We start from the raw sequence: 25,940 nt of genomic DNA, 5'->3' as shown, positions 1-25,940 counted from the left end.
CATTCATCAGCACGGAAAACCTGAGCGCCCCATGCACGCCTTACAAGCCAAGATTCTCGACCCACGCCTCGGTAACGACTTCCCAATGCCGGCCTATGCCACGCCGGGTTCGGCAGGCCTCGATCTGCGTGCCATGCTCAAGGAAGACCTGACCCTGGAACCGGGGCAGACCGTATTGATCCCCACGGGTCTGGCGATCCACGTTGCCGACCCTGGCCTGGCGGCGCTGATCCTGCCGCGTTCGGGCCTGGGCCACAAACACGGCATCGTGCTCGGCAACCTGGTCGGCCTGATCGACTCCGACTACCAGGGCGAACTGATGGTGTCGTGCTGGAACCGCGGCAACAGCGCCTTCAAGATGGCGATTGGCGAACGCATCGCTCAGTTGGTGCTGGTGCCCGTCGTGCAAGCGCGCTTCGAGGTCGTCGAGGACTTCGACGACAGCGAGCGCGGCACCGGTGGTTTCGGCCACTCCGGCAGCCACTGAAGCAGACCCAATCGCCAGGAGACGTCTGATGAAAGGCTTCAAACGCGCGCCCAAGGAAGAACGCTCCGGCGATTCGCAAGGTAACGCCCAGTCGAAACCCAAGGCCACTGCCGACCTGTTGCCCGGCGCCCTGGCCGCCACCCTCGGCGCAGTATTGGCCGGTGCGCTGCTATGGTTCACCGCGGTCAGCCCGGCCCAGCAGGTGCAGCAGCAACAGCTGACCCGCGCCTGGGGCGAGAGCCAGGCAGCCAGCCTGCAGCAGGCGCTCAAGCAGCTCAGCGCCGATACCATCGCAGCGGCACGCAACCCGGCACTCTCACAAGCGCTGCAGAGCGGCGATGCGCAGCAGCTGAGCAACGCCGAAAACGGCCTGCGCTACTGGAACGGCGTGGTCGACGCCCAGCTCAACCTCACCGGCCAGGCCGTGCCGGACAGCAGCCGCAGCGCGCCGATGAACTTCGCCGCGCTGGACATGCTGCGCCGCCTCGAGGGCGGTCAGGCACCGGCCGTGGAGGCCTATCGGGTAGGCGATCGCTGGCTGGCCTACAGCGTTGCCCCCGTGCGCCAGGACGACGCCCAGCCGATGCTCGGCACCCTGCTGTTGGCGGTGGACATAAATCGCGTGCTTGCCAACCTGCCAGCGCTGCCCGCCGATGTCGGACAGATCCAGTTGGTGCAGCGCTTCGACGGCGGCGCCCCACAGGTCCTCACCCAGCGTGGCCAGGCCGATGGCAGCGCCCAGACATTCGCCACCGGCAACCCACACTGGACGCTGAACTTCACGCCAGCCTCCAGCCTCGGTGCGACCGGCCTGTCGCCGACGCTCCTGGTACTGGCGCTGCTGGTTGCCCTGGCTGGTGCGCTGGCCGGGCTTTATCTGGTCAATCGGCGCTTGCTGCAGCGTCTGGACAGTGACACGTCGCAATTGACCCAACTGGTTAAAGAACTCTCCGCGGGCAAAGCCGTCAAAGCCTTCAGCTTGAGCCTGCCCGCCCTGCATGACCTGGCACAAAGCCTGAGCCGACTCCCCCGTCGCGCCCAGGAGTCCGTGGCCGTACGCCCGGACGTCACAGCCAGTCAGCAACCCAGTAGTAGCGTCGCGGCCAAGCCGGCGGATTTCGTAAATCCGCTGTTTCAAGACACCGATATCCTCGATATCGACATTCTCGACGACGACCAGGATCTCCTGGGACTGGAGCAGACCCCGATCATGACCGCGCCGCAAGCCCCGAAACTCCCAGCAGACATCTTCCGAGCCTATGACATCCGCGGCGTGGTAGGCGCTGGCCTGACCCCGGAAACCGCGTACTGGATCGGCCGCGCCATCGGCTCGCAGAGCATCGCCGAAGGCGAGCCCAACGTCTCCGTTGGCCGTGACGGCCGCCTGTCCGGCCCAACGCTGGTACAGCAGTTGATCCAGGGTCTGGTCGACAGCGGCTGCCAGGTCAGTGACGTCGGCATGGTGCCGACGCCTGTGGTGTATTACGCCGCCCACGTGCTGGCCGGCAAATCCGCGGTGATGCTCACCGGCAGCCACAACCCGCCGGACTACAACGGCTTCAAGATCGTCATCGCTGGCGATACCCTGGCCAACGAGCAGATCCAGGCACTCAAGACGCGCATCGACACCAATGACCTGCTCAGCGGTGAAGGCAGCGTGGAGGCGGTCGATCTGCTGCCACGCTATCTGGAACAGATACGCAGCGACATCGCCATGGCCAAGCCGCTGCGCGTGGTGGTCGACTGTGGCAACGGTGCGGCAGGCGTGATCGCCCCGCAGCTGATCGAAGCCCTGGGCTGCAAGGTGATTCCGCTGTTCTGCGACGTCGACGGCAACTTCCCCAATCACCATCCGGACCCGGGCAAACCCGAGAACCTCGTCGACCTGATCGCCAAGGTCAAGGAAGAGAACGCTGACATCGGCCTGGCCTTCGACGGCGATGGCGACCGTGTCGGTGTGGTCACCAACACGGGCGCCATCGTCTACCCGGACCGTCTGCTGATGCTCTTCGCCAAGGACGTGGTCTCGCGCAACCCTGGCGCCGACATCATCTTCGACGTCAAATGCACCCGCCGCCTGACCCCGCTGATCAGCGGCTACGGTGGTCGTCCGGTGATGTGGAAGACCGGCCATTCGCTGATCAAGAAGAAGATGAAGGAAACCGGTGCCCTGCTGGCCGGCGAAATGAGCGGCCACGTGTTCTTCAAGGAGCGCTGGTTCGGTTTCGACGACGGCATTTACGCCGCGGCCCGTTTGCTGGAGATTCTCAGCCAGGACAAGCGCACTGCCGAACAGGTATTCGCCGCGTTTCCTGACGACGTGTCGACCCCGGAGATCAACATCCAGGTCACTGAGCAGACCAAGTTCCCCATCGTCGAGCGCCTGCAGCGTGAAGGCCAGTGGGGCGAAGGCAGTGTGACCAACCTCGATGGTGTGCGCGTCGACTACCCGAAAGGCTGGGGCCTGGTGCGTGCGTCCAATACCACGCCGGTTCTGGTGCTGCGCTTCGAAGCGGAGAACCAGGCCGAACTGGAGCGGATTCAGGAGCTGTTCCGCACGCAGATGCACCTTGTCGCACCCGATGTAAAATTACCGTTCTGATCCGCCCAGCACTGGAGCCCCTGCATGACCCTAGAGCGTGATGCCGCCACCAACGTCGCCAAGGTTCTGTCCGAAGCACTGCCGTACATTCGCCGCTTCGTTGGCAAGACCCTGGTGATCAAATACGGCGGCAACGCCATGGAAAGCGACGAGCTGAAGACCGGCTTCGCTCGCGACATCGTGCTGATGAAGGCCGTAGGCATCAACCCGGTGGTGGTTCACGGCGGTGGCCCGCAGATCGGTGATCTGCTCAAGCGCCTGTCCATCGAGAGCCACTTCGTCGACGGCATGCGGGTGACCGACGCACAGACCATGGACGTGGTGGAGATGGTGCTCGGCGGCAAGGTCAACAAGGACATCGTCAATCTGATCAACAGCCATGGCGGCAGCGCCATCGGCCTGACCGGCAAGGATGCCGAGCTGATCCGCGCCAAGAAGCTCACCGTCAGCCGCCAGACGCCGGAGATGACCCAGCCGGAAATCATCGATATCGGCCATGTCGGTGAAGTCACCGGGGTCAATGTCGAGCTGCTGAACATGCTGGTCAAGGGCAACTTCATCCCGGTTATCGCGCCAATCGGCGTGGGCCCGGACGGCGAGTCCTACAACATCAACGCCGATCTGGTGGCCGGCAAGGTCGCCGAGGCGCTGAAGGCCGAGAAACTGATGTTGCTGACCAACATCGCTGGCTTGATGGACAAGCAGGGCGAGGTACTCACCGGCCTGACCACCGAGCAGGTGGACGGGCTGATCGCCGACGGCACCATCTACGGCGGCATGCTGCCGAAGATTCGCTGCGCACTGGAAGCGGTGCAAGGCGGCGTGACCACCGCGCACATCGTCGACGGTCGCGTACCCAATGCCGTGCTGCTGGAAATCTTCACCGACACCGGTGTGGGCACCCTGATCAGCAACCGCAAACGTCACTGATCGCTCTGCGCAGCACAACAACGCCGGCTATCAGCCGGCGTTGTTGTTTGCGTAGGGTGCAGCATTCAACGAATCGCGTAGATGTCCTTCTCGTTGGCTTCGGCGTACTCGTACAGGCGCGCCAGGTAGGCCTTCTGCTGCTCCCAGACTTTCTGCGCAGCAGGGTCGGCGGCAGCGGTGGCATCGACCACACCGGCAGAGACCTCCTTGAGCTTGGCGAGCACGTCATCCGGCAGGCGGCGCACGTCTACACCGGCCTGTTTCAGCTGCTCCATGGACTCCATGTTCTTGGCGTTGTAGTCGTCGAGCATGTCGCCGTTGACGTCGCGAGCAGCGGCGCGAACGATGGCCTGCAGATCGGCCGGCAGGGTTTCCCAAGCCTTGATATTGATATCCAGTTCGAAGGTGACGTTCGGCTCCTGCCAACCCGGTGTGTAGTAATACTTGGCCGCCTTGTGCAAGCCCAGCGCCTGGTCGTTGTACGGCCCGATCCATTCGGTGGCGTCGATGGTGCCGGTCTGCAGGGCGGTGAAGATCTCGCCTGCCGGCATGTTGACCACGGTACCGCCGACCTTGGTGAGCACTTCGCCGCCGAGGCCTGGAGTGCGCATCTTCAGACCCTTGAGGTCATCGACCGAATTGATTTCCTTGTTGAACCAGCCGGCGGTCTGCACACCAGTTGCGCCACAGGCCATCGGCAGGACGCCGTGAGGCTTGTAGACCTCTTCCCACAACTGCATGCCACCGCCATAGTGCAGCCAGGCATTCATTTCCTGGGCATTGGGACCGAATGGCAGTGCACAGAAGAATTGGGCAGCGGGTACTTTGCCCTTCCAGTAGTAAGGCGCGCCGTGGCCCATTTCGGCAGTGCCGCGCGAGACCGCGTCGAACACTTCGAGAGCCGGTACCAGCTCACCGGCCGCGTAGACCTTGATCTTCAGGCGGCCATTGCTCATCTGCTCGACCAGCTTGGCGAAGCGCTCGGCGCCCACGCCTACACCCGGAAAGTTCTTCGGCCAGGAGGTGACCATCTTCCAGTTGAAGTTCCTGGTTTCGGCGACCGGCTGGGACGAGTCCGCCGCACCGGCTTCCTCCTTGCACCCGACCAATGCACCTGCGGCAATGCCGACACCAGCAGCAGCCAGTATTTGGCGACGTTTCATAGGTAGCTCCTTGTTGTTGTAATACTTACCTTCGGGCCGTTCCAGCCTCGACAAAACAGTGGCGATCCGCCAACCGCCCCGCGCGCTATCCTATGCCCGCCTAACGGCCACTCGACGCGTACAAATGTTTCAACCCGTGTCCATCGAATGCCCTGAGAGCCGCGCCAGCGGCTCAACACAGCCCCTTCGAGGGCAACCGGCCAGTACCGCGGACTGACGCCAGCCAAGGCGTATCGCCATTGCCGTAGGTGCAGCCTCCTGCCTAAAATCCCCCGCTTTTCGCTCTTTTCGATAACTATAAGGACGCGTCATGTCCAACAAGCCTTCACTTCCGCTGGGGATCGCACGCGTCATCGACGCGGTGAACTTTCGCTTCGGCCAGGCCTGCTCCTGGTTGACCCTGTTTCTGGTCCTCGGCACGGCGCTGGTCGTGGTATTGCGCTATGGCATGAACCTGGGCGCGACCGCGCTGCAGGAAGCCGTGCTCTACGCCCATGCCCTGGTGTTCATGGGCGCTTCGGCCTGGGCACTGCAACGCAATGCGCACGTGCGTGTGGATATCTTCTATCAGCAGTTCAGCGGCCGCCGTCAGGCGCTGGTCGAGGTGCTCGGCACCCTGTTCCTGCTGCTGCCGGTCTGCCTGTTCCTCGGCTGGGCCAGCTGGGATTACGTGGCCAACTCCTGGTCGACCCGCGAGGGCTCCAGCGAATCGGGCGGCCTGAAGTTCGTCTACCTGCAGAAGAGCATCATTCTGGTGCTGGTGGTCAGCCTGACCCTGCAAGGTATCTCCAACCTGATCAAGGCGATCTACCTGCTCCTCGGTGTGCTGCCCGAGCCGGAGGTGAAACATGGCTGAAGTCATGTCGATCCTGCTGTTCGTGAGCATCTGCGTGGTGCTGATGGGCGGTTTTCCGGTGGCCTTCACCCTGGCGGGCGTATCCCTGCTGTTCGCCGGCATCGGCATCGCAACCGGCACCTTCGACGCCGGTTACCTGAGTGCCCTGCCCAACCGCCTGTTCGGCATCATGAACAACCAGACCATGCTGGCCGTGCCGCTGTTCGTGTTCATGGGCGTGATGCTGGAAAAATCCAAGGTTGCCGAAGACCTGCTGGAATCCATGTCGCGCCTGTTCGGCGGCATCCGCGGCGGCCTGGCGATTTCGGTGTGTCTGGTGGGCGCGTTGCTCGCGGCCAGCACCGGCATCGTTGGCGCCACCGTGGTGACCATGGGCCTGCTGGCCCTGCCGACGCTGCTCAAGCGTGGTTTCGACCCGGCGGTCGCTACCGGCACCCTGGCCGCCACCGGCACCCTGGGGCAGATCATCCCGCCATCCATCGTGCTGGTCCTGCTCGGTGACGTGATGTCCAGCGCCTACCAGCAGGCTCAGTTGCGCATGGGCATCTTCTCGCCGAAGACCGTGTCGGTAGGCGACCTGTTCATGGGCGCCCTGGTGCCGGGTCTGCTGCTGGTGGTGCTGTATGTCGTCTACCTGATCATGGTGGCGATCTTCCAGCCGAAGAAGATGCCGGTGGTTCCCAAGGAAGAGCTGGGCGACGTGGAATGGGGCAAGCTGCTCGGCTCGCTGGTACCGCCGCTGGCCCTGATCATCGCAGTGCTCGGTTCGATCCTCGGTGGTTACGCGACGCCTACCGAAGCAGCGGCCATCGGTGCGGTCGGTGCGACCCTGCTGGCGCTGTTCAAGGGCCAGCTGAACCTGACGCAGTTGCGCGCCGTGGCCCAGGGCACCACGGAAATTTCCAGCATGGTGTTCCTGATCCTGATCGGCGCCTCGCTGTTCTCTCTGGTGTTCCGTGGCTTCGGCGGTGAAGCGCTGATCGAGGACGTGTTCCAGCAACTGCCAGGCGGCGTGCTCGGCGCGTTCTTCCTGGTCATGCTGGTGATCTTCCTGCTCGGGTTCATACTCGACTTCATCGAGATCATCTTCGTGGTGGTGCCGATCGTCGGGCCCGTGCTGCTGGCCATGGGGCTGGATCCGGTCTGGCTCGGGGTGATGATCGCCCTGAACCTGCAGACCTCGTTCCTCACTCCACCGCTGGGCTTCTCGCTGTTCTACCTGCGCGGCGTGACCCCACGCTCGGTAAGTACCGCTACCATGTACCGGGGCGTGATTCCGTTCATCATCATCCAGTTGATGATGCTGGTCATCGCCTACCAGTTCCCGGGCCTGATCACCTGGCTACCGAATCAGGTCTACGGTTCGTAAACTGGCAAGCGGTAAAGAACGCCCGTCTCGACGGGCGTTTTTCATGGCAGCGAGCGAACCTCGAGGCCGCGCAGTGGCCCAACAGGCAACGTCTACCAGGCCGTCGAAGAACGGCCTGCTACAGGAGCAGCATGTTCATGAGCACCACCAACGAACGCATCCAGCTCGGCGACCTGGTCTGCTGGCGCATCCACCACGCCGGTGCCGAGCTGCTGGTGAGCGAGCAAGGCGCGCAGATTCTGCGTTATCAGCCGGCCAGCGGGCAGCCACTGATCTGGCTCAGCGACGAAGCCGCCTATGCGGCCGGGCAAAGCGTGCGCGGCGGGATTCCGGTGTGCTGGCCCTGGTTCGGCGACCTGCAGCGCAACCCCGAGGCGATACGCGCTGCCCATGCACGCCCCGAAAACGCGCCCGCCCATGGGTTGGTGCGTACTTGCGACTGGCAGTTGATCGGTCTGAACACCGAGGAGGACGGCGTGACGCTGTCGTTCGCCTACGACACCGCTGCGCAACCCTTCGCAGAGTGGCCGTTTGCCGCCGAACTGCAGCTCGATATCCATCTCGGCGAGCGCCTCAGGCTGACCCTGACCACACGCAACCTCGGCGACACCGAGCTGCCGATCAGCCAGGCGTTGCACAGCTACTTCGCGGTCAGCGACATCCGCCAGGTGAAGGTCGAAGGCCTGGATGCCTGCCGTTACGTCGACACCCTCGACGGCTGGAAGAAGGTCCGCCAGAAAGGCGCGCTGGCATTCACCGGCGAGACCGACCGCATCTACCTCGACACACCAGCGCAACTGAGCCTCGTCGATCCGCTGTGGAAGCGCCGCATTCTCATGCGCAGCGAGGGCTCTGGCTCGGCGGTGGTGTGGAACCCGTGGATCGCCAAGGCCAAGCGCCTGTCGCAGTTCGCCGACGACGCCTGGCAAGGCATGCTCTGCATCGAGCACGCCAACGTGCTGGATGACGCCCTGATTCTCGCGCCGGACGCCGAATACAAGCTGGAAGTGACACTCTGGTCGCAAGCACTCTGAGACATCGCGGCGGTCAGCCCGTACGGGTCAGCGGGCCTCCAGCCTGATAGACTGCCGCGATGCACGCCCTCCACCGGATACCCCGATGCAAGCAAAGAACCCTGCAATCGGCTTGTGTCAGCAAGCCACTTTTCTGATCAGTGCCGCCAAGGTCGACCAATGCCCGGACGACCAGGGCTTTGAGGTCGCCTTCGCCGGGCGTTCCAACGCCGGCAAATCCAGCGCGCTGAACACCCTGACCCACGCCAGCCTGGCACGCACCTCGAAAACCCCGGGGCGCACCCAGTTGCTCAACTTCTTCCGCCTGGACGAAGAACGCCGCCTCGTCGACCTGCCCGGCTACGGCTACGCCAAGGTACCGATCCCGCTCAAGCTGCACTGGCAGAAACACCTCGAGGCCTATCTGGGCAGCCGCGAAAGCCTGCGCGGGTTGATTCTGATGATGGATATCCGTCATCCGCTCACCGAGTTCGACCGCATGATGCTCGACTGGTCCGGCGCCAGTGGCATGCCCATGCACATCCTGCTGACCAAAGCCGACAAGCTGGCTTTCGGCGCGGCGAAGAATGCACTGCTCAAGGTTCAGCAGGAGATTCGCAAGGAATGGGGCGATCACGTCAGCATCCAGCTGTTCTCGGCCCCCAAGCGCATCGGCGTGGAAGACGCACAAACCGTTCTGGGCCACTGGCTGGGCCTGATCGGCGCAGAGGATGAGCCTGAGCAATAACCTTCGCGTCGATCCCTGACGCCCGGCAGATGGAGTGACTACGAACCTCTCGGGTTCGCTTCGCTCGACCCAGGCAACGAAACGCCCCGCAGACGCGGGGCGTTTTGCATTGCGCGAAAGAGATGTACAGGCACGGGGCCACGGTTGGGCTGCCCAGGTCATCGATCGCCGCATCATGCGCACGTGTGCTGCGCCGGGCTGCCAACCTCGGCGCAGAGCGGTTTTGTGCGGGCAGGAGGTTGCGCCTGGGCAATCAGGGTCTACGCTGCAAGAAGGGAATGAGGGGCTGAAGCTGCCTGGCACTTTTCTGCAGGCAAAAAAAACCCCGAACTTCGTATGGGGAGGGAGAAGATCGGGGTTTAAGGGTCTGAACCGCTAGGGCGGGGCTCAGATGTCTGCCAACACTTAACACAACAAAGGAGCATCGAAGGGCTTTATGGGCCATTCACAAACTCTGACCGGGTGGACAGAAGTAAAGTTCAGCGATGCTTAGAATGCTTTGTTTGGTCTCAATACCAGCTAAGAATGCTCAGCTCTAAGTGATAACGTGACGCATCTCCCCAAGGCGCTCAATGAGCCTCGTCCCAGTTATTGCCAACACCCACCTCGACGAGCATCGGCACATCCAGCTCGGCGGCCTCGGCCATCAGCGGGCGAATCCGCGCGCTGACCTGCTCGACCAGATCCTCACGCACCTCCACCACCAGTTCATCGTGCACCTGCAGGATCACCCTGGCATCCAGGCCTGACTCGGTCAGCCAGTTATCCACAGCCACCATGGCCTTCTTGATGATGTCCGCAGCAGTGCCCTGCATCGGCGCGTTGATCGCCGTACGCTCGGCACCGGCACGCTCCTGAGGGCGGCTGGACTTGATCTGCGGCAGGTACAGACGACGCCCGAACAGGGTCTCCACGAAGCCCTGCTCGGCAGCCTGCTGACGTGTGCGGTCCATGTACTCGCGCACACCCGGGTAGCGGGCGAAATAGGTCTCGATGTAAGCCTTGGCGGTTTTGCTGTCCACGCCGATGTCCTTGGCCAGCTTCTGCGCCCCCATGCCGTAGATCAGGCCGAAGTTGATGGCCTTGGCGCTACGCCGCTGATCGGAGGTCACCTGATCCAGTTCGACCTTGAACACTTCGGCAGCCGTCGCGGTGTGCACGTCGAGGTTCTCGCGGAAGGCATTCATCAGGCCTTCATCGCGTGACAGGTGCGCCATGATGCGCAGCTCGATCTGCGAATAGTCCGCCGCCAGCAGCTTGTAGCCCTCGGGCGCGATGAAGGCCTGGCGAATACGCCGGCCCTCGGCGCTGCGCACCGGGATGTTCTGCAGGTTCGGGTCGCTGGACGACAGGCGCCCCGTGGACGCGACCGCCTGTTGATAACTGGTGTGGATACGCCCGGTACGCGGGTTGATCTGCTCCGGCAGGCGGTCGGTGTAGGTGCTCTTGAGCTTGCTCAGGCTGCGGTACTGCATCAGCACCTTGGGCAGTTCGTAGTCCTGCTCGGCCAGCTCGGCGAGTACCGCTTCGGCAGTCGAAGCCTGACCTTTGGCGGTCTTGCTGATGATCGGCAAACCGAGCTTTTCATAAAGGATGGCGCCCAGTTGCTTGGGCGAGCCGAGGTTGAACTCTTCGCCGGCCACCTCGAACGCCTCACGCTCCAGCGCGACCAGCTTCTCGCCCAGTTCCTGGCTGTGACGGCCCAGCAGGTTGGCATCGACCAGCGCACCGTTGCGCTCGATACGCGCCAGCACCGGCACCAGGGGAATTTCGATATCACGCAGCACGCTGGCCAGGCTCGGCTCCTGCTCCAGACGGCTCCACAGGTGCTGGTGCAGACGCAGGGTCACGTCGGCGTCCTCTGCGGCATAAGGGCCGGCCTGTTCCAGGGCGATCTGGTCGAAGGTCAGCTGCTTGGCACCCTTGCCGGCGATGTCCTCGAAACGGATGGTGCTGTGTCCCAGGTACTTGAGCGACAGGCTGTCCATGTCATGGCGCGTGGCGGTGGAGTCCAGCACGTAGGACTCGAGCATGGTGTCGAACGCCACGCCCTGCACGGTGATGGGCGTGGAGGCGTTGGCGAGGACATTGATGTCGTACTTGGCGTGCTGGCCGACCTTGGCCTTGGCCGGGTCTTCGAGAATCGGCTTGAGCGCGCGCAGCACGGCATCACGATCCAGCTGCTGCGGGACGCCCATGTAGCTGTGGGCGACCGGCACGTAGGCAGCTTCACCGGCCTTGACCGCGAACGACAGACCGACCAGCTGCGCCTGCTGAGCATCGACGCTGGTGGTTTCGGTATCGAAGGCGATCAGTTCGGCCTGCTGCAACTGGACGAGCAGCGCATCGAACTCGCCCTGCTCGAGAATCGTGCGGTAATGGCCGGTAACCGCCACCGGCTCGCTTTCGGCACCGGGAGCATCACCTGCAACGGGCGCAGCGGGTTCAGGGCTGCTGAACAGATCGTCGGCAGCCGGTGTGAGCTCTGCCCTGGCCCTGGGCTTGGGTGCGGCGCTCTTGTTCTGGCGCAGCAGTTCATCGAGCCAGCTCTTGAACTCCAGCTCTTCGTAGAGCGGTATCAGTGCTTCGACATCGGGCTCGCCGGGGTACAGCCTGGCGTAATCGAGGTCCAGCGGCACGTCCAGCTTGATGGTCGCCAGCTGATAGGACAGATAGGCCATCTCACGGTGTTCTTCGAGCTTGGCCGGCAATGTCTTGGCGCCGCGAATCGGCAGGCCTGGCACCTTGTCGAGGTTGGCGTAGAGCACGTCGAGGCCGCCGCCGACACCGACCAGCAGACCCAGAGCGGTTTTCTCACCGACACCGGGCACGCCTGGAATGTTGTCGACCTTGTCGCCCATCAGCGCCAGGTAGTCGATGATCAGCTCAGGGCCGACACCGAATTTCCCTTTCACGCCCTCGATGTCGTAAACGCTACCGGTCATGGTGTTGACCAGCGTAACGTGCTGGCACACCAGTTGCGCCATGTCCTTGTCACCCGTGGAGATCACCACGTCACGGCCCTCGGCGGCGCTCTGCCGGGCCAGGGTGCCGATCACGTCATCCGCTTCCACGCCTTCGATGCACAGCAGCGGCAGGCCGAGCGCACGCACGCTGGCATGCAGCGGCTCGACCTGCAGGCGCAGTTCGTCGGGCATCGGTGGACGGTTGGCCTTGTACTCGGCGAACAGTTCATCGCGGAAGGTCCCGCCCTTGGCGTCGAAAACCACCGCGAAGGGGCTGTCCGGGTACTGCCGGCGCAGGCTGCGCAGCATGTTCAACACCCCTTTGACCGCGCCGGTGGGCAGGCCTCGGGAGGTGGTCAGGGGCGGCAGGGCATGGAAGGCGCGGTACAGGTAAGAGGAACCGTCGACCAGGACGAGGGGGGCTTGGCTCATGAGCGTGATCAACCTTTTCGGCGGGCGTGGCGCTAGAATACGCAGCACCGTTGATATCAAAGGGACAAGGTTACCATGGGACCACTGAATCGCTTGATCCTGCTTGCCGTGCTGGCCAGCGTGCCATTCGCCGCTCAGGCCGATGACGCCCCCTCGGCGGATCCTGATGTAACCATCCGCCAGGACGGCGACCGAACCGTGGAGGAGTACCGGGTCAACGGCTTCCTCTACGCCATCAAGGTCACCCCGAAAGGTGGCAAACCCTATTTCCTGGTTCGGGCCGACGGCAGCGACGGCAATTTCGTGCGGTCCGATTCGCCGGACATGCTGATCCCGGCCTGGGAAATCTTCAGCTGGTAAGGCAGTCAATTCATGTCGGTGTTCACCCCGCTGCAACGTCCGCAACTGGATACGTTTCTCGCCCCCTACGGGCTCGGCCGTCTGCTCGACTTCCAGGGCATCGAGGCCGGTAGCGAGAACAGCAACTTCTTCGTCAGCCTGGAGCAGGGCGAGTTCGTGCTGACCCTGATCGAACGCGGACCAAGCGACGATCTGCCGTTCTTCATCGAGCTGCTGGACGTGCTCCACGATGCCGGCCTGCCGGTGCCCTACGCGTTGCGCACCGACAGCGGCGAAGCCTTGCGCAGCCTGGCTGGCAAGCCGGCGCTGCTGCAACCGCGACTGAGCGGCAAGCACATCAGCGCGGTCAACGCCCACCATTGCCAGGAAATCGGCGGCCTGCTGGCGCGCATTCACCTGGCGACCCGCGAAAGCCCGTTGCCACGCAAGAGCGATCGGGGCCTGGAGTGGATGCTGCGTGAAGGTGCAGCACTGGCCCTGCGGCTGCCTGCCGAGCAGGCCAGCCTGCTGAACGACGCCCTGGAAGAGATCGCCACATTGCAGGAACGCGTGCGCAAACTGCCGGGTGCCAATCTGCATGCCGACCTGTTCCGCGACAACTGCCTGTTCGAAGGCACGCACCTGAGCGGAGTGATCGACTTCTACAACGCCTGTTCGGGGCCGATGCTCTATGACCTGGCCATCGCCGTGAACGATTGGTGCTCGGATGAGCAAGGGCGACTGAATGCCGAACGTACCCGTGCACTGCTCGGTGCCTACGCCGCACTGCGCCCGTTCAGCGCCGCCGAAGCCGAGCTGTGGCCTGCCCTGCTGCGCATCGGCTGCGTGCGTTTCTGGCTGTCGCGGCTGATCGCCGCAGAAGCCTTCGCCGGCCAGGACGTGCTGATTCACGATCCGGCCGAGTTCCAGCGTCGTCTGGCCGAACGTCAGCATGTCGAGCTGGCGCTGCCGTTCGCGCTGTAGATCTCCGGCAGAGCCAGGGGGCTTGTAGCATCCAGTCGCGTATTCCCTGGCTCAGCGCCTGTACCGTTCGAGCGCTTGCACCTATGCTGCGGCTCTCATCCGCTGCTACCGGTGAAACGCGGCTGGCAGCTCGATCGCCACTGACTCGCGCGAAATCGAGTCAGGTTCACGACCTTGCAGCGGGCCCCTATGCAATCACCGACGCCCAATCACAAAGGGCGCCCGGCGCCCGCTACACCCGCCACCTGGGCACTGCGTATTCTCGGCGCGATCGTCTTGCTGGTGCTCGCCGTGGCGATCTGGAACGCCTGGGATCACCAGGCCTTCATCGCCTGGCGCGAAGAAGCCGGGGTGCTGCCGTTTTTCCTCGCCATGGCGATAGTGCCTGCGCTGGGTGTGCCCATCACGCCCTTCTTCATCGTCGCCGGCGCGACCTTCGGTGTACCTATCGGGCTCGCCGGCAGCGCGGTCGCCCTGTCGGCCAATCTGCTGCTGTGCTACTGGATAGCCCGCAGCGGCCTGCGGCCCTGGCTAGGTCGCTTGCTCGCACGTACTCGCTACAGCATTCCCGACTTCGAGAAGGGTGATGGTGCGCTGCGTTTCGCGCTGCTGGTGAAGCTGGCCCCGGGCGTACCGATCTTCATCAAGCACTACCTGCTCGGTATGGCCGGCGTCCCCTTCTGGATCTACTTCGGGGTTTCCGGGCTGATCACCGGCATCTACGCGGTGGCCTTCGTGGTACTGGGTGAGTCGCTGCTCGAGCATGATCTGGGCAACAGCGCAGGGGCCCTAGCCGTGCTGGGCCTGGTCGCGCTGGCGATCTACCTGATACGCCGACGCTTCACCGCCAGGCAAGACACCGAATGAGCGGGTCGCGGGCTTGTCGCGCCGAAGCCTGAACGCCCGGGTTCAGAGCTTGCCCAGGCAACCATCCAGACCATCGGCCAGGCCCTGCAGCAGGCTTTCGTAACCGGCTGCACTGACCGGGGCCGCCGCGCCCATGGCGTCGAGCTCGGCCAGGGTAGCCGGCAGCCCGGCGGTCAGGGTCTCGGCCAGACGCGGACGCAGCGGAGGCTCGCTGAATACGCAGCTCGGCCCTACGCGCTGCAGTTGCTCGCGCATCGCCGCCACATGACGGGCACCCGGCTGCACTTCGCTGGCCACGCTGAACACGCCGATATGCTTGAGGCCATAGGCGGCCTCGAAGTAGTCGAAGGCCTCATGGAAAACGAAGAAGGGCTTGCTCGCCAGCGGCTTGAGCTGAGCCTGCAGGCGCGGCTCCAGTGCATCGAGACGCTCGTCGAACGCGTGCAGATTGGCCTGATAACGCGGCGCGTTGGCGGGATCGGCCTCGCTCAGATCGGCGGCCATGCGTGCGGCAATCACCCGAGCGTTGGCCGGCAACAGCCACAGGTGGGCGTCCAGACTGCCAGGGCGGTGGTCGTGGTCATGCTCGCCGAGTGCTTCATGGGCAACCTCGTCACCGTGGTCGTGGTCGTGGTCGTGGTCGTGGTCGTGACCATCATCCTCACCGAAATGCCGCAGCGTCATGTCTGGCAGGCTCTGCACGGCGACGCTGGGCTTCTCGCGGGTAGCCAGAACGCGGGGCATGAAGCTCTCCATGTCCGGTCCGATCCAATACAGCAGATCCACCTCCTGCACCCGGCGCATGTCCGAGGGGCGCAGCGCGTAGTGGTGCGGTGACGCACCCGGCGGCAGCAAAACCTCGGGTTCGCCCACTCCCTCCTGCACCGCAGCGGCGATCAGTTGCAACGGTTTGATGCTGGTGAGTACCCGAACATCGGCCTGGGCAACCGGTACGAGGCAGAACAGGCTTAGAGACAGGACGAGCAGGCGAGAAAAAAACAACGGCATGGCGACGGGTCATTCAGAGAGCAAAGGAGCTATACAATAACATTTCCTCGAAAAGACGTCGCAGGTTCCTCGTCAGGTCTATCTGTGAGCCACAGTAAAATTAAAAATTGATATATTCATGGTGTTTTTTATTCTTTTTAGCTGATTTCCATTTGCGGCACAGTAGCTCCAGACCTTTTGAGGAAAGGACATGGAAAATCCAGCTCGGCGACTGGTCGCCCAATGGTTCGTGCAGAACCAGCGCTGGCTGCACGCCCGCCTGTATCGCCGCCTGGGCTGCACCCACAATGCCGAAGACCTGGTTGCGGAAACGTTCCTGCGCGTACTCAGCCTGCCGGACCCCGCTCAAATTCGCGAACCACGGGCTTTGCTGACCACCATCGCGCAACGCCTGATGCAGGAAAGCTGGCGGCGCCGGGACCTGGAGCGCGCGTACCTGCAGATGCTCGAGGAGCTTCCCGAACAGGTTCACCCCTCGCCGGAAGAGCGCCTTTTGCTGATCGAAACACTGGTAAGGCTCGACCAACTCCTCGATGGCTTGCCCGGCCAGGGCAAGGCTGCATTTATCCACAGCCAGATAGGCGGGCTGACCTATATGCAGATCGCTGAACGACTGAGCATTTCGCCCAGCCGCGTGCAGCAATACATGACCGAAGCCTTCAAGCTCTGCTACGGAGCACTGCAGCAATGAGCGAGCAACCGCTGAAAAGCGTGGTCGACGAGGCCGCGCACTGGATGATGCGCCTGCAATCCGGTGATATCAGCGAGGACGAGCGCCAGGCGTTCATCGCTTGGCAAAACAGCCATCCCACACACGTTCAGGTATTCCAGCGCCTTGCCGACAACCTTGGCCTGCTGCGCCGCGAGCCTCTGCTTCGGCTCTCGGACGAGCAGGTGCTGCGCACCATCAACACGCCCTCGAGCCGACGCGATTTCCTGCGCGGCAGTCTCGCCGTGGTCGGCGCCGTCGCTCTTGGCACGCTAGGGCTGCACCTCAATCGCACCGGCCTGGTGCTACCCGGCGACCTCTACACCGCAACAGGCGAGCGCACCACCCACGACCTGGCGGACGGTAGCCGGCTGAGCCTGGATGCACGAACCCGAGTGACGCCGGACTTCGGCTCCCAGCGTCGAGGCCTGCACTTCCATCATGGCGGCGCGCTGCTGGATGCCCCTATCACGGCGACACCACTCATTCTCGACAGTCCGGCAGGTCGCCTGAGCAGTCTGGGTGGCCGCCTCATCCTGCGCAGTCGCGCTGTCGGGCAGTTGCAGCTCACGGTGTTCGATGCCGAGGTTCGCCTGGCCAACGGTCAACAGCTGCAACCTGGTAGCAACGTGAACCTGGACAGCACCGGCGTCATCGGACAAAGCCCGTTACGCGGCAACGAAAGCGCCTGGCTCGACGGCCTGCTGGAGGTGGATGACCGCCCGCTTGGCGAGGTTGTCGATGCCCTGCGAGCCTATCGCAACGGCGTCTTGCGGTTGTCCGCGACCGCCGCGAGCCTGCGCACCAGCGGCCTGTATCCCCTCGATGACAGTGACCGAGCCCTGCAACTGCTGGCACAGACGCTGCCGATCCGCATCAGCCGCTTTGGCGACCTGTGGGTCAGTATCGAACGAGCGTGAGGCAGAAATGCATAAGCTCATGACCAATCGTTCCAAGGATTTTCTGCAGCTTTCTCCGCGTCATCGCTCATTGCAGAAAACCAAGGATGAGACGTCTGCCATGCACACTCCGATCAGTACGCTGTTCAAACCTTCCTCCCTGGCCCTGGCGCTGGTGCTCGGCGCCAGCTGGGCACAAACCAGCCTGGCGCAGAGCGCGGCGACCCAGCAGGCACGCAGCTTCCAGGTTCCGGCTGGCCCGCTTGGCCAGGTGTTGCTAGGGATCTCCCGGCAGAGCGGCCAGTTGATTTCCTTCGATCCGGCACTGGTTCAGGGCCGACAGGCAGATGCCGTCAGTGGCCAGCTCAGCGTCGACCAGGCCATTTCGCAAGCGTTGCAGGGCAGTGGCCTGGGCTTTTCCAGGGATGCCGATGCGGTAATCGTCAGTCCTGGCGCCGCTGCCAACCGACCTGTGACGCCCTCTGCCGCGGCAGCCGCAACAGTCCAGCCGGCACTGGCGCCGCGCCTGGACAGCGTGATCGTCACGGGCACTCGCTCACAGGAGCGCACCGCCAGCGCGTCGCTGTCGCCTATCGATGTCATCAGCGGCGACAGCCTGCGCAACACCGGCTCGGAAGAGCTTGGCGCAGTACTGGCGCGTCTGGTGCCGTCGATCAACTTCCCGCGGCCCAGCCTGGTGGACGGTGCCGAGCTGGCCCGCCCGGCGCAATTGCGTGGCCTGTCACCGGATCAGGTTCTGGTGCTGGTCAACGGCAAACGCCGCCATACCGGCGCCTTCGTCAACCTTGGTGGGGCCATCGGTCGCGGTTCGGCTCCGGTCGACCTGAACGCCATTCCAGTCGCGGCGGTGGAACGTATCGAAGTGCTGCGTGACGGCGCCTCGGCGCGCTACGGCTCGGACGCCATTGCCGGGGTGATCAACGTGATCCTCAAGCAGGATGCCGAAGGCGGCTCGGTGAGCAGCAAGTTCGGCCAATACAAGGATGGCGACGGTATCCAGCGCCAGCTCAGCGCCAACAGCGGCTTCGCGCTTGGCGACAATGGCTGGCTGAACCTGACTATTGAAGGCGGCAACAACGATTACACCAACCGCGCGGGCGAGGATCTGCGGCCTGGCAGCATCGGCTCTACCACTTATGGCCAGCAGGTGTTCCGCCAGGGTGAACCTGCGACCGAGGAAGGCAAGCTGTTCCTCAATGGCGAGTACGCATTGCAGAACGGCGCGGAACTCTATGCCTTTGGCGGCTACAGCCGCCGCAAGGGTGAGACCGCTGCGTTCTACCGCGCCAGCAACGCCGGCAACAATATCCCGGCGCTGTATCCGGACGGTTACCTGCCGCTGATTCGCGGTGAGCTGCAGGACAGCTCGCTGACCACCGGCCTGCGCGGCGAGCTGGCGGATGACTGGCGCTACGACCTGTCGCTCAACTACGGACGCAACGAATACGAAATCAGCACCCGAACCATCAACCCGGACCTGTACCGCGACACAGGCAGCACACCGTTCTCGTTCGACAATGGCACCTTGAGCAACGAACAGAAGCAGATCAACCTGGACCTGGCTCGGGATTTCGAGCTGTCCTGGCTGCCGTACCCGCTGAGCGTGGCATTCGGTGCCGAATACCTGCACCAGAACTACGAGCTGGAAGCCGGTGAGGCCGGCTCCTACTACCGGGGTGGCAGTTCCGGCCTGGCGGGCTTCCGTGCCGCCGACGCCGGCGAATGGAGCCGCCACAACCTGGCGCAGTACCTCGACCTGGAGACCAACCTGACCGAGCAGTTCGGTATCTCTGCCGCGGTGCGTCACGAGGACTACAGCGACTTCGGCTCGAACATCAGCGGCTCGCTGGCCGGGCGCTACGACTTCACCCCGCAAGTGGCCCTGCGCGGCAGTGTATCCACCGGTTTTCGTGCGCCATCACTTGCCCAGCAACATTTTGCCCAGACCTCCTCGCAGTTGATTGGCAGCACCATTCAGGAGGCCGGCACCTTCCCCGCCGACTCGCAGGTCGCCCGCCTGCTCGGCGCCGAGGATCTGAAGGCGGAGAAATCGCGCAACTACAGCCTGGGTCTGGTACTCAACCCATTGGACAACCTGCAGCTCACCGCCGACGTCTACCGTATCGACATCCGAGATCGCATCACCCTGTCGTCCAACCTCGACCTGAGCAACAACCCGGCGGCGCTGGCTTACCTGCAGGCCAACGGTGTCGGCGACATCAGCTATACCACGGCCCGCTACTTCAACAACGCCGTGGATACCCGCACCACCGGCGTCGATCTGGTCGCCAACTACCGCCACAGCTTCGCCAATGACCTGCGCTGGAACAGCACGCTGGGCTACAACTACAACCGGACCAAGGTCACCGACGTCAAGGACAACCCGGCAGTTCTCGACAGCCTGGGGCTGAACCTGTTGCGCGTGGACCGTCGCGAGCGACTGGGCCTGCTTGGCGATACCACTCCCAAGCACAAACTCACCTTCAGCAACGACCTGAGCGTCGGCAACTGGACACTGCGCAGCAACCTGGTGCGTTACGGCAAGTTCACCAGCTATCAGAACAATGCGGCCAACGACCAGACCTTCGACGCCGCCTGGATTCTCGACCTGGCAGCGGATTACGCACTCGACAACTGGCTGTTCACCGTGGGCGGCGACAACATCACCGATGAACGACCGGAGCGCCTGCTCGCAGCCAACTCCTCGGGCGGCAATCTGAAATACAGCACTTTCTCGCCCTATGGCTACAGCGGCGCCTTCTACTACGGCAAGGTCAGCTACAGCTGGTAACCCCAAGCCCCGGCCTCGCCCGGGGCCACAACTTTCAGGCAGCGATCATGAACCCGGCCAACTCCCCATTCGACTCGCCGCTTGCGCTCACCAGCGCGCTGCTCAGCGCCGAACAGATGCGCCAGTCGATGGAGACCGTGCACCGCCAGCGTGGCGACCAGCCATTCTGGCTGTTCGCTTACGGCTCGCTGATCTGGCGTCCGGAATGCCCGTCGCTGGAGGTACGCCGTGCACGCCTGCACGGCTACCATCGAGGCCTCTATCTGTGGTCGCACAACCACCGTGGAACCCCGGAACAGCCAGGCCTGGTATTTGGTCTGGACCGAGGTGGCTCCTGCAACGGCTTCGCCTACCGCCTGGCCGAAGAAGAACTGGACTGCCACCTGCTGGCCCTCTGGCGGCGCGAGATGATCGACGCCGCCTACCAGCCGAAATGGCTGACTTGCCGGCTCGAGGACGGCACGCGCATCGACGCCCTGACCTTCGTGCTCAACCGTCAGGGGCCGCACTTCGCCGGCAGCCTGCCGGATCCGGTACTGCGCCAGGTACTGAGCCATGCTCGCGGCCATTTCGGCAGCACCCGTGAGTATGCCGAGCAGACCGCGCGGGCGTTGCGCCAGCACGCCATGCCGGATCGACGCCTGGAAGCAACGCTTGCCCGCTGCGGTTGCAGCGTGGACGTTCCGAAATGATGGCGAAGCGCATGCGCCATGCACTGCTGGCCAGCCTGGCCCTCGCGCTGGGCGCCTGCAGCGACTCGCTCGGCACACCGGACAACGTACTGGTGATCGCCTGGAACATCGATTCGATCAACACCTTCGACCCGGCGCGCAGTAGCGATATCGTCACCAATGAGGTCATCGCCAACCTCTGCGATACGCTGGTAACACCAGATCCAGAGGATGCCACACGGCTTTTGCCAGGGCTGGCCGAACGCTGGGAGCAATCTGCCGATCGTCGAACCCTGACCTTCCATCTGCGTGGTGATCTGCGCTTCGCCGATGGCCGCAGCGCGACGGCCGAGGATCTGGCCTGGTCGATTCGCCGCAACCTGCAGCTCGGCATGGCCGGTGCCAATGCCCTGCGCGAGTATGGCTTTCGCCTGGAGGACGCCGAGCAGCGCATCCGCGCGCTGGATGACCTGACCCTGCAGCTGCGACTGGATCGCGCCTATCCACAATCGGTGATCATGCAGGCAATTGGCACCCACCGGGTGTCCAGCCTGCTGGATCGCCAGACATTGCTGAGCGAAGCGGTCGATGGTGACCTCGGCAACCGCTGGCTGGGCCGGCACAGTGCTTGCGTCGGTCCCTATCGGCTACGCCAGTGGAGTGCCGGCGAAGTGGCGGTACTGGAGCGCAATCCCGGCCACTGGCAGACGGCGAAACTGGAGCGGGTGATCCTGCGCCATGTCGCCGAGTCGGCCACCCAGCGCCTGCTCCTCGAACGCGACGACGTGGACGTCGCACGCAACCTCAATGCAGAGGACCTGGGGGCGCTCGAGGGCAAGGAGCAGGTGCGCATCGTCGCGGTGGAAAAACCGCAGATGTACTTTCTCGACATCAACAACAACGACCCGATTCTCGGCAACCCCAAGGTACGCCTGGCGCTGCGCTACCTGATCGACTACCAGGCCCTGGCCAGCACGGTGATGCGCTACAACGGCGTACCCCGCGCCAGCTTCGTGCCGCTGGGCTCGTTCGGCGCCCTCGACGCGGAAAGTGGCCAGCCTTTCAGGCTCGACGTCGACAAGGCCCGGCAACTGCTGAGCGAAGCCGGCTACCCGGATGGCTTCGAACGCCGCCTGTTGTACGGCACGCCGCTGTACTCGGCGCCGGTCGCTCAGCACTTGCAGCACAACGCGGCCCAGGTGGGTATCCGCCTGAACCTGGAGCGCATGACCAATGGCCAGCTGTTCACCCGCATCTTCGCCAACCAGTTCGACATCAGCCTGCACAGCCTCGACAGTAACATTCCGGATGCCCATGGCATGGCATCGCGCCTGGTCTTCAATCCCGAGCCCACGCCACGCAAGGCCACCGGAGCGATGCCGACCGTGTTCGCCAGCTATTACTCCGAGGCAGCCAACCGTGCCGTTGAAAGCGCGCTGCTCGAGCCAGACGAGGCCCGCCGACAGGCGCTCTATCACGACCTGCAACGCCAGCAGATGCAGGACGGCCCGTTTGCCTTCCTGTTTCAGCTCAATCAGGTGGCCGCGCTGCGCACAAGCCTGCAGGGCTGGCAATGGAACGGTTCGCGCAGCTACTACGCCAAGGCCTACAAATGAAGCTGCTCTGCGGCCTGTTATCGGTACTCATCACGCTGCTCGGGCTCGCCGCGCTCACCTTCTGTATTGGTCGCCTGCTGCCCGTCGATCCGGTCCTGGCAATTCTCGGCGAAGGCGCCTCCACGGAGGCCTATGCCGCATTGCATCGCCAGCTCGGGCTGGATCGCAGCCTGGCTGAACAGTTCGGTCGTTACCTGCTGGATGTGCTGCAACTGGACCTGGGCATGTCGCTGGTATCCGGGCAGCCAGTGCTCGCCGATATCGCCCGGGTGTTTCCGGCCACTCTGGAGCTGGCCAGTGTGGCCATGCTGATCGGCACGCTACTGGGCATTCCGCTCGGCGTGCTGGCCGCGATGCGCCGCAACGGCCCGCTCGATCATGGCGTAAGAATAATCGGCCTGCTGTGCTATTCGACGCCGAGCTTCTGGCTCGGCCTGATGGCTCTTGCGCTGTTCTACGCCGTTCTTGGCTGGGTCGGCGGGCCAGGCCGACTGGATTTCGCCTACCAGTGGAATTACCAGAACGTCACTGGTTTCGTCCTGCTCGATGCCCTCTGGCAGGGCGAATGGGCAGTGTTGCGCAATGCCTGGGCACACCTGGTGCTGCCGGCATCGATCCTCGGCCTGAGCGCCTTCGCCTATATCAGCCGCATGACACGCAGCTTCATGCTCGAACAGTTGCAGCAGGAGTACATCGTCACTGCCCGGGTCAAGGGCCTGTCCTGGACACGCACGGTATGGCTGCATGCCTTCCCCAACATCGCCGTGCAGCTGGTGACGGTAGTGGCGCTGGCCTATGCCTTTCTGCTGGAAGGCGCGGTGCTGATCGAAACGGTATTCGCCTGGCCCGGATTCGGTCGCTACATGACCAATGCCCTGATGGCCGGTGACATGAACGCAGTGGTCGGCTGCACCTTGTTGGTGGGGCTGATCTTCGTGCTGCTCAACCTGTTCAGCGACCTGCTCTACCGCCTGCTCGACCCACGCGCCCGGGAGGCCCTGTGATGCAAAGCGCTCCAACTCCGGCCGAGACGATCTGGCAGGCACGCAGCCGCCAGAGCGCCCTGGCCGTGCGCCGTTTCTGCAGCAATCACTCGGCACTGGCCGGGCTGGTGATTCTCCTGCTGCTCGTTACCCTGGCGGTGATTGCACCCTGGCTGGCTCCGGGCGACTTCAATGCACAGGATCTTGCCGCAACGCTGCAAGCGCCCTCGGCGCGGCACTGGCTGGGTACCGATGAGCTGGGCCGCGACATTCTCGGCAGGCTGCTGCACGGCACCCGGCTGACGCTGTACATCGCCCTGCTCTGCGCCATCATCGTCACGCCCCTTGGCCTGCTGATCGGCGTTTGCGCCGGCTACTTCGGCGGCTGGACCGACCGTGTGCTGATGCGTGTCGTCGACCTGTTCCTGGCCTTTCCCGGGCTGATTCTGGCCCTGGCCTTCGTCGCGGCCCTCGGCCCAGGCATCGACAATACGATCATGGCCATCGCCCTTTCCGCCTGGCCCCCGATAGCGCGACTGGCGCGGGCCGAAACGCTCGCCATCCGCCAGGCGGATTACCTTGCCGCGGCACGCCTGCTCGGCGCCTCGCACCTGCGCCTGATCGTGCTGCATATCGTGCCTCTGTGCCTGCCCTCGGTGGTGGTACGAGTGACTCTGAACATGGCGGCGATCATCCTTGCCGCTGCCGGTCTCGGCTTTCTCGGCCTCGGCGCCCAGCCTCCCAGCCCGGAATGGGGCGCGATGCTCGCCAGCGGACGGGAGTATGGCCTAACCGCATGGTGGGTCGCCGCCGGACCAGGTTGCGCGATCCTGATCGCCAGCCTGGCTTTCAACCTGTTCGGCGACGGTTTGCGCGACGCCCTGGATCCCCGCCATGACTGACCTGCTCAAAGTAGAAAATCTGCGCGTGGGCTTCAACGGGCCACGCGGCCAGCATGAAGCGGTGCGCGGCATCAGCTTCTCGCTGCGCGCGGGCGAAAAGCTGGGCATCGTCGGCGAGTCGGGCAGTGGCAAGTCGCAGACTGCCCGTGCGTTGCTGCAGATTACCGCCCGCGGCGGCCATGTCAGCGCCAGCCGCATGAGCTTCGACGGCATCGACCTGATCCGGGCAGATGAACGGCAGATGCAGACGATACGTGGTCGACGCATCTCGATGATCCTTCAGGATCCGAAGTTCTCGCTCAACCCGCTCAAACGGGTCGGTGAGCAGATCGCCGAGACCTGGCGGCTGCACCACCCCAACGCCCGCGAGCAAGCGCGTCAACGCAGCCTGGCGATGCTCGAGGCAGTGCAGATCCGCGAACCACAGCGGGTCTACGAGCTGTACCCCCATCAGGTATCGGGCGGCATGGGTCAGCGCATCATGATCGCCATGATGCTGATCACCGAACCGCAGTTGATCATCGCCGATGAACCGACCTCGGCACTGGACGTGACCGTACGCCGCCAGTTCCTGAGCGTTCTCGATGAGCTGCTGGCGCGCCAGGGCTCCAGCCTGTTGCTGATCAGCCATGATCTGGATCTGGTCGCCGGGTTCTGCGACCGCATCCTGGTCATGTATGCCGGGCGCATCGTCGAACGGCTGGCCGCCCGTGATCTGCATCTGGCTCGCCACCCTTACACCCGCGCACTGCTGGCCAGCCGCCCCGACCTGCATAGCCCGCAGGACTGGCTGACGGTCCCGCAACGTACCCCGGACTGGTCACGGCCACTCGAGGAGTTCGACGCATGAGCCTGCTGCTGGAGGTAAGCGATCTGGTCGTCGATTACGCGGGGCGCCAGGTCGTCGAGGGTGTATCCCTGCACATCGAGCGTGGCGGTGCCTACGGCCTGATCGGCGAATCGGGCTGCGGCAAGTCCAGCGTATTGCGCGCCCCGGCGGGGCTGGTGCGCTACCGGGGCCAGGCACGTCTGGAGGGTAGTGATCTGCGAGGTACGCCACGGGGCGTCCTCGCCAGACGCCTGCAGATGGTGTTTCAGGATCCCTATGCGTCGCTGCATCCGCGCAAGACGGTAGAACAGGTGTTGCGCGAACCGCTGCGCATTCACCGCCTCGATGGCAGCGAACGCCGACTGCTGAACATGCTCGACGAGGTTGGGCTGTCCCGCGAGCTGCGCTTTCGCTACCCCCATGAGCTCTCCGGTGGCCAGCGCCAGCGCGTGGCGATTGCCCGCGCACTGATTCTCGAGCCGGACCTGCTGCTGCTCGACGAACCGACTTCCGCGCTGGACGTTTCGGTGCAGGCGGAAATCCTCAACCTGCTCAAACGATTGCAGCGTGATCGCAATCTCGCCTACCTGCTCGTCAGTCATGACCTGGCAGTGGTGGCCCATCTCTGCCCCAACCTCGGGCTGATGCAGGAGGGTCGTATCATCGAATCACTGAGCGCCGACCAGATCCGTCATAACCAGGCCGAAGCACCCTACAGCCGTACTTTCCTGGCAGCCAGCCAGGCCTTTTGATCG

At 63.8% G+C, this 25,940-nt stretch carries 22 protein-coding genes; 19 read left to right on the top strand and 3 right to left on the bottom strand.

Translation table 11 applies throughout. The features are described from left to right. The first annotated feature begins 31 nt into the window (after positions 1-31). From dut to argB, 3 genes are all read left to right on the top strand, one after another. A complete protein-coding gene (dut, locus tag FHR27_RS22130; protein WP_042553586.1) occupies positions 32-487 on the top strand; it encodes a dUTP diphosphatase in 456 nt (151 codons plus the stop codon). A 1,210-nt stretch (positions 488-1,697) separates the two neighbouring features. Then, the gene (gene algC / locus FHR27_RS26740; protein WP_197077010.1) at positions 1,698-3,089 is read left to right on the top strand and encodes a phosphomannomutase/phosphoglucomutase; all 1,392 of its coding nucleotides are present in this window, start codon (positions 1,698-1,700) and stop codon (positions 3,087-3,089) included. A gap of 24 nt (positions 3,090-3,113) precedes the next feature. Beyond that, positions 3,114-4,019 (top strand): acetylglutamate kinase, encoded by a 906-nt coding sequence (gene argB / locus FHR27_RS22120; RefSeq protein ID WP_042553588.1) that lies wholly within the window; start codon positions 3,114-3,116, stop codon positions 4,017-4,019. A 65-nt stretch (positions 4,020-4,084) separates the two neighbouring features. Here the strand turns inward: argB and FHR27_RS22115 are convergent, their stop codons facing one another. Further along, positions 4,085-5,182, bottom strand: a complete 1,098-nt coding sequence (locus tag FHR27_RS22115) for a TRAP transporter substrate-binding protein (protein ID WP_042553589.1) — start codon at positions 5,180-5,182, stop codon at positions 4,085-4,087. A 310-nt stretch (positions 5,183-5,492) separates the two neighbouring features. Here FHR27_RS22115 and FHR27_RS22110 point away from each other — a divergent pair, with 310 nt between their 5' ends. The 4 genes from FHR27_RS22110 (at position 5,493) to yihA (ending at position 9,168) form a co-directional block, all read left to right on the top strand. Continuing rightward, complete coding sequence (locus tag FHR27_RS22110; RefSeq protein ID WP_042553590.1) at positions 5,493-6,038, top strand: TRAP transporter small permease subunit; 546 nt, start codon at positions 5,493-5,495, stop codon at positions 6,036-6,038. Next, positions 6,031-7,407 (top strand): TRAP transporter large permease, encoded by a 1,377-nt coding sequence (locus FHR27_RS22105; protein WP_042553591.1) that lies wholly within the window; start codon positions 6,031-6,033, stop codon positions 7,405-7,407. The genes FHR27_RS22110 and FHR27_RS22105 overlap by 8 nt, the downstream gene beginning before the upstream one ends. Before the next feature lie 137 nt (positions 7,408-7,544). Further along, positions 7,545-8,441 (top strand): D-hexose-6-phosphate mutarotase, encoded by an 897-nt coding sequence (locus FHR27_RS22100; RefSeq protein ID WP_179539577.1) that lies wholly within the window; start codon positions 7,545-7,547, stop codon positions 8,439-8,441. Positions 8,442-8,526: 85 nt separating this feature from the next. Continuing rightward, positions 8,527-9,168 carry a ribosome biogenesis GTP-binding protein YihA/YsxC gene (yihA, locus tag FHR27_RS22095; RefSeq protein ID WP_042553592.1) on the top strand — a complete coding sequence of 214 codons (642 nt, stop codon included), beginning with the start codon at positions 8,527-8,529 and terminating at the stop codon, positions 9,166-9,168. A 569-nt stretch (positions 9,169-9,737) separates the two neighbouring features. Here yihA and polA read toward each other — a convergent pair. Beyond that, positions 9,738-12,566 (bottom strand): DNA polymerase I, encoded by a 2,829-nt coding sequence (polA, locus tag FHR27_RS22090; RefSeq protein WP_179539576.1) that lies wholly within the window; start codon positions 12,564-12,566, stop codon positions 9,738-9,740. A 75-nt stretch (positions 12,567-12,641) separates the two neighbouring features. Here polA and FHR27_RS22085 point away from each other — a divergent pair, with 75 nt between their 5' ends. The 3 genes from FHR27_RS22085 to FHR27_RS22075 all read left to right on the top strand — a co-directional run bounded on the left by FHR27_RS22085 (position 12,642) and on the right by FHR27_RS22075 (position 14,756). After that, complete coding sequence (locus FHR27_RS22085; RefSeq protein WP_042553594.1) at positions 12,642-12,926, top strand: DUF2782 domain-containing protein; 285 nt, start codon at positions 12,642-12,644, stop codon at positions 12,924-12,926. 12 nt (positions 12,927-12,938) lie between these two features. After that, positions 12,939-13,889: a homoserine kinase gene (locus FHR27_RS22080; protein WP_179539575.1), complete on the top strand. Its 951-nt coding sequence runs from the start codon at positions 12,939-12,941 to the stop codon at positions 13,887-13,889. Positions 13,890-14,063: 174 nt separating this feature from the next. After that, the gene (locus FHR27_RS22075) at positions 14,064-14,756 is read left to right on the top strand and encodes a TVP38/TMEM64 family protein (RefSeq protein ID WP_179539574.1); all 693 of its coding nucleotides are present in this window, start codon (positions 14,064-14,066) and stop codon (positions 14,754-14,756) included. A 42-nt stretch (positions 14,757-14,798) separates the two neighbouring features. On the opposite strand, the gene znuA is transcribed toward FHR27_RS22075, so the two are convergent. After that, positions 14,799-15,764 (bottom strand): zinc ABC transporter substrate-binding protein ZnuA, encoded by a 966-nt coding sequence (gene znuA, locus FHR27_RS22070; RefSeq protein WP_179539573.1) that lies wholly within the window; start codon positions 15,762-15,764, stop codon positions 14,799-14,801. A 190-nt stretch (positions 15,765-15,954) separates the two neighbouring features. Here znuA and FHR27_RS22065 point away from each other — a divergent pair, with 190 nt between their 5' ends. From FHR27_RS22065 to FHR27_RS22025, 9 genes are read left to right on the top strand one after another with little or no spacing between them, the layout of a single operon-like run. After that, positions 15,955-16,455 (top strand): sigma-70 family RNA polymerase sigma factor, encoded by a 501-nt coding sequence (locus FHR27_RS22065; RefSeq protein ID WP_042553598.1) that lies wholly within the window; start codon positions 15,955-15,957, stop codon positions 16,453-16,455. Next, complete coding sequence (locus FHR27_RS22060) at positions 16,452-17,393, top strand: FecR family protein (protein ID WP_179539572.1); 942 nt, start codon at positions 16,452-16,454, stop codon at positions 17,391-17,393. Before FHR27_RS22065 ends, FHR27_RS22060 begins: the two co-directional genes overlap by 4 nt. Before the next feature lie 19 nt (positions 17,394-17,412). Continuing rightward, entirely contained in the window at positions 17,413-20,184 is a 2,772-nt protein-coding gene (locus FHR27_RS22055) for a TonB-dependent receptor (RefSeq protein ID WP_306456101.1), read from the top strand. Between the two features lie 47 nt (positions 20,185-20,231). Continuing rightward, positions 20,232-20,876 (top strand): gamma-glutamylcyclotransferase, encoded by a 645-nt coding sequence (locus tag FHR27_RS22050; RefSeq protein WP_179539571.1) that lies wholly within the window; start codon positions 20,232-20,234, stop codon positions 20,874-20,876. Between the two features lie 11 nt (positions 20,877-20,887). Further along, complete coding sequence (locus FHR27_RS22045; RefSeq protein WP_218878516.1) at positions 20,888-22,471, top strand: ABC transporter substrate-binding protein; 1,584 nt, start codon at positions 20,888-20,890, stop codon at positions 22,469-22,471. Continuing rightward, complete coding sequence (locus FHR27_RS22040) at positions 22,468-23,475, top strand: ABC transporter permease (RefSeq protein ID WP_197077009.1); 1,008 nt, start codon at positions 22,468-22,470, stop codon at positions 23,473-23,475. Before FHR27_RS22045 ends, FHR27_RS22040 begins: the two co-directional genes overlap by 4 nt. Further along, positions 23,475-24,356: an ABC transporter permease gene (locus FHR27_RS22035; RefSeq protein ID WP_179539569.1), complete on the top strand. Its 882-nt coding sequence runs from the start codon at positions 23,475-23,477 to the stop codon at positions 24,354-24,356. The genes FHR27_RS22040 and FHR27_RS22035 overlap by 1 nt, the downstream gene beginning before the upstream one ends. Continuing rightward, on the top strand, positions 24,349-25,206 hold the full coding sequence (locus FHR27_RS22030; protein ID WP_042553604.1) for an ABC transporter ATP-binding protein: 858 nt from the start codon (positions 24,349-24,351) through the stop codon (positions 25,204-25,206). Before FHR27_RS22035 ends, FHR27_RS22030 begins: the two co-directional genes overlap by 8 nt. Continuing rightward, positions 25,203-25,937, top strand: coding sequence for an ABC transporter ATP-binding protein (locus FHR27_RS22025; protein ID WP_179539568.1), 735 nt, complete (start codon positions 25,203-25,205; stop codon positions 25,935-25,937). Before FHR27_RS22030 ends, FHR27_RS22025 begins: the two co-directional genes overlap by 4 nt. Positions 25,938-25,940: the final 3 nt, after the last annotated feature.

The organism is Pseudomonas flavescens, from assembly GCF_013408425.1.
GTDB lineage: Bacteria > Pseudomonadota > Gammaproteobacteria > Pseudomonadales > Pseudomonadaceae > Aquipseudomonas > Aquipseudomonas fulva_A.
The sequence above is the reverse complement of the archived record's forward strand: the minus strand, read 5'-3'. Positions and strand labels throughout refer to the sequence as shown.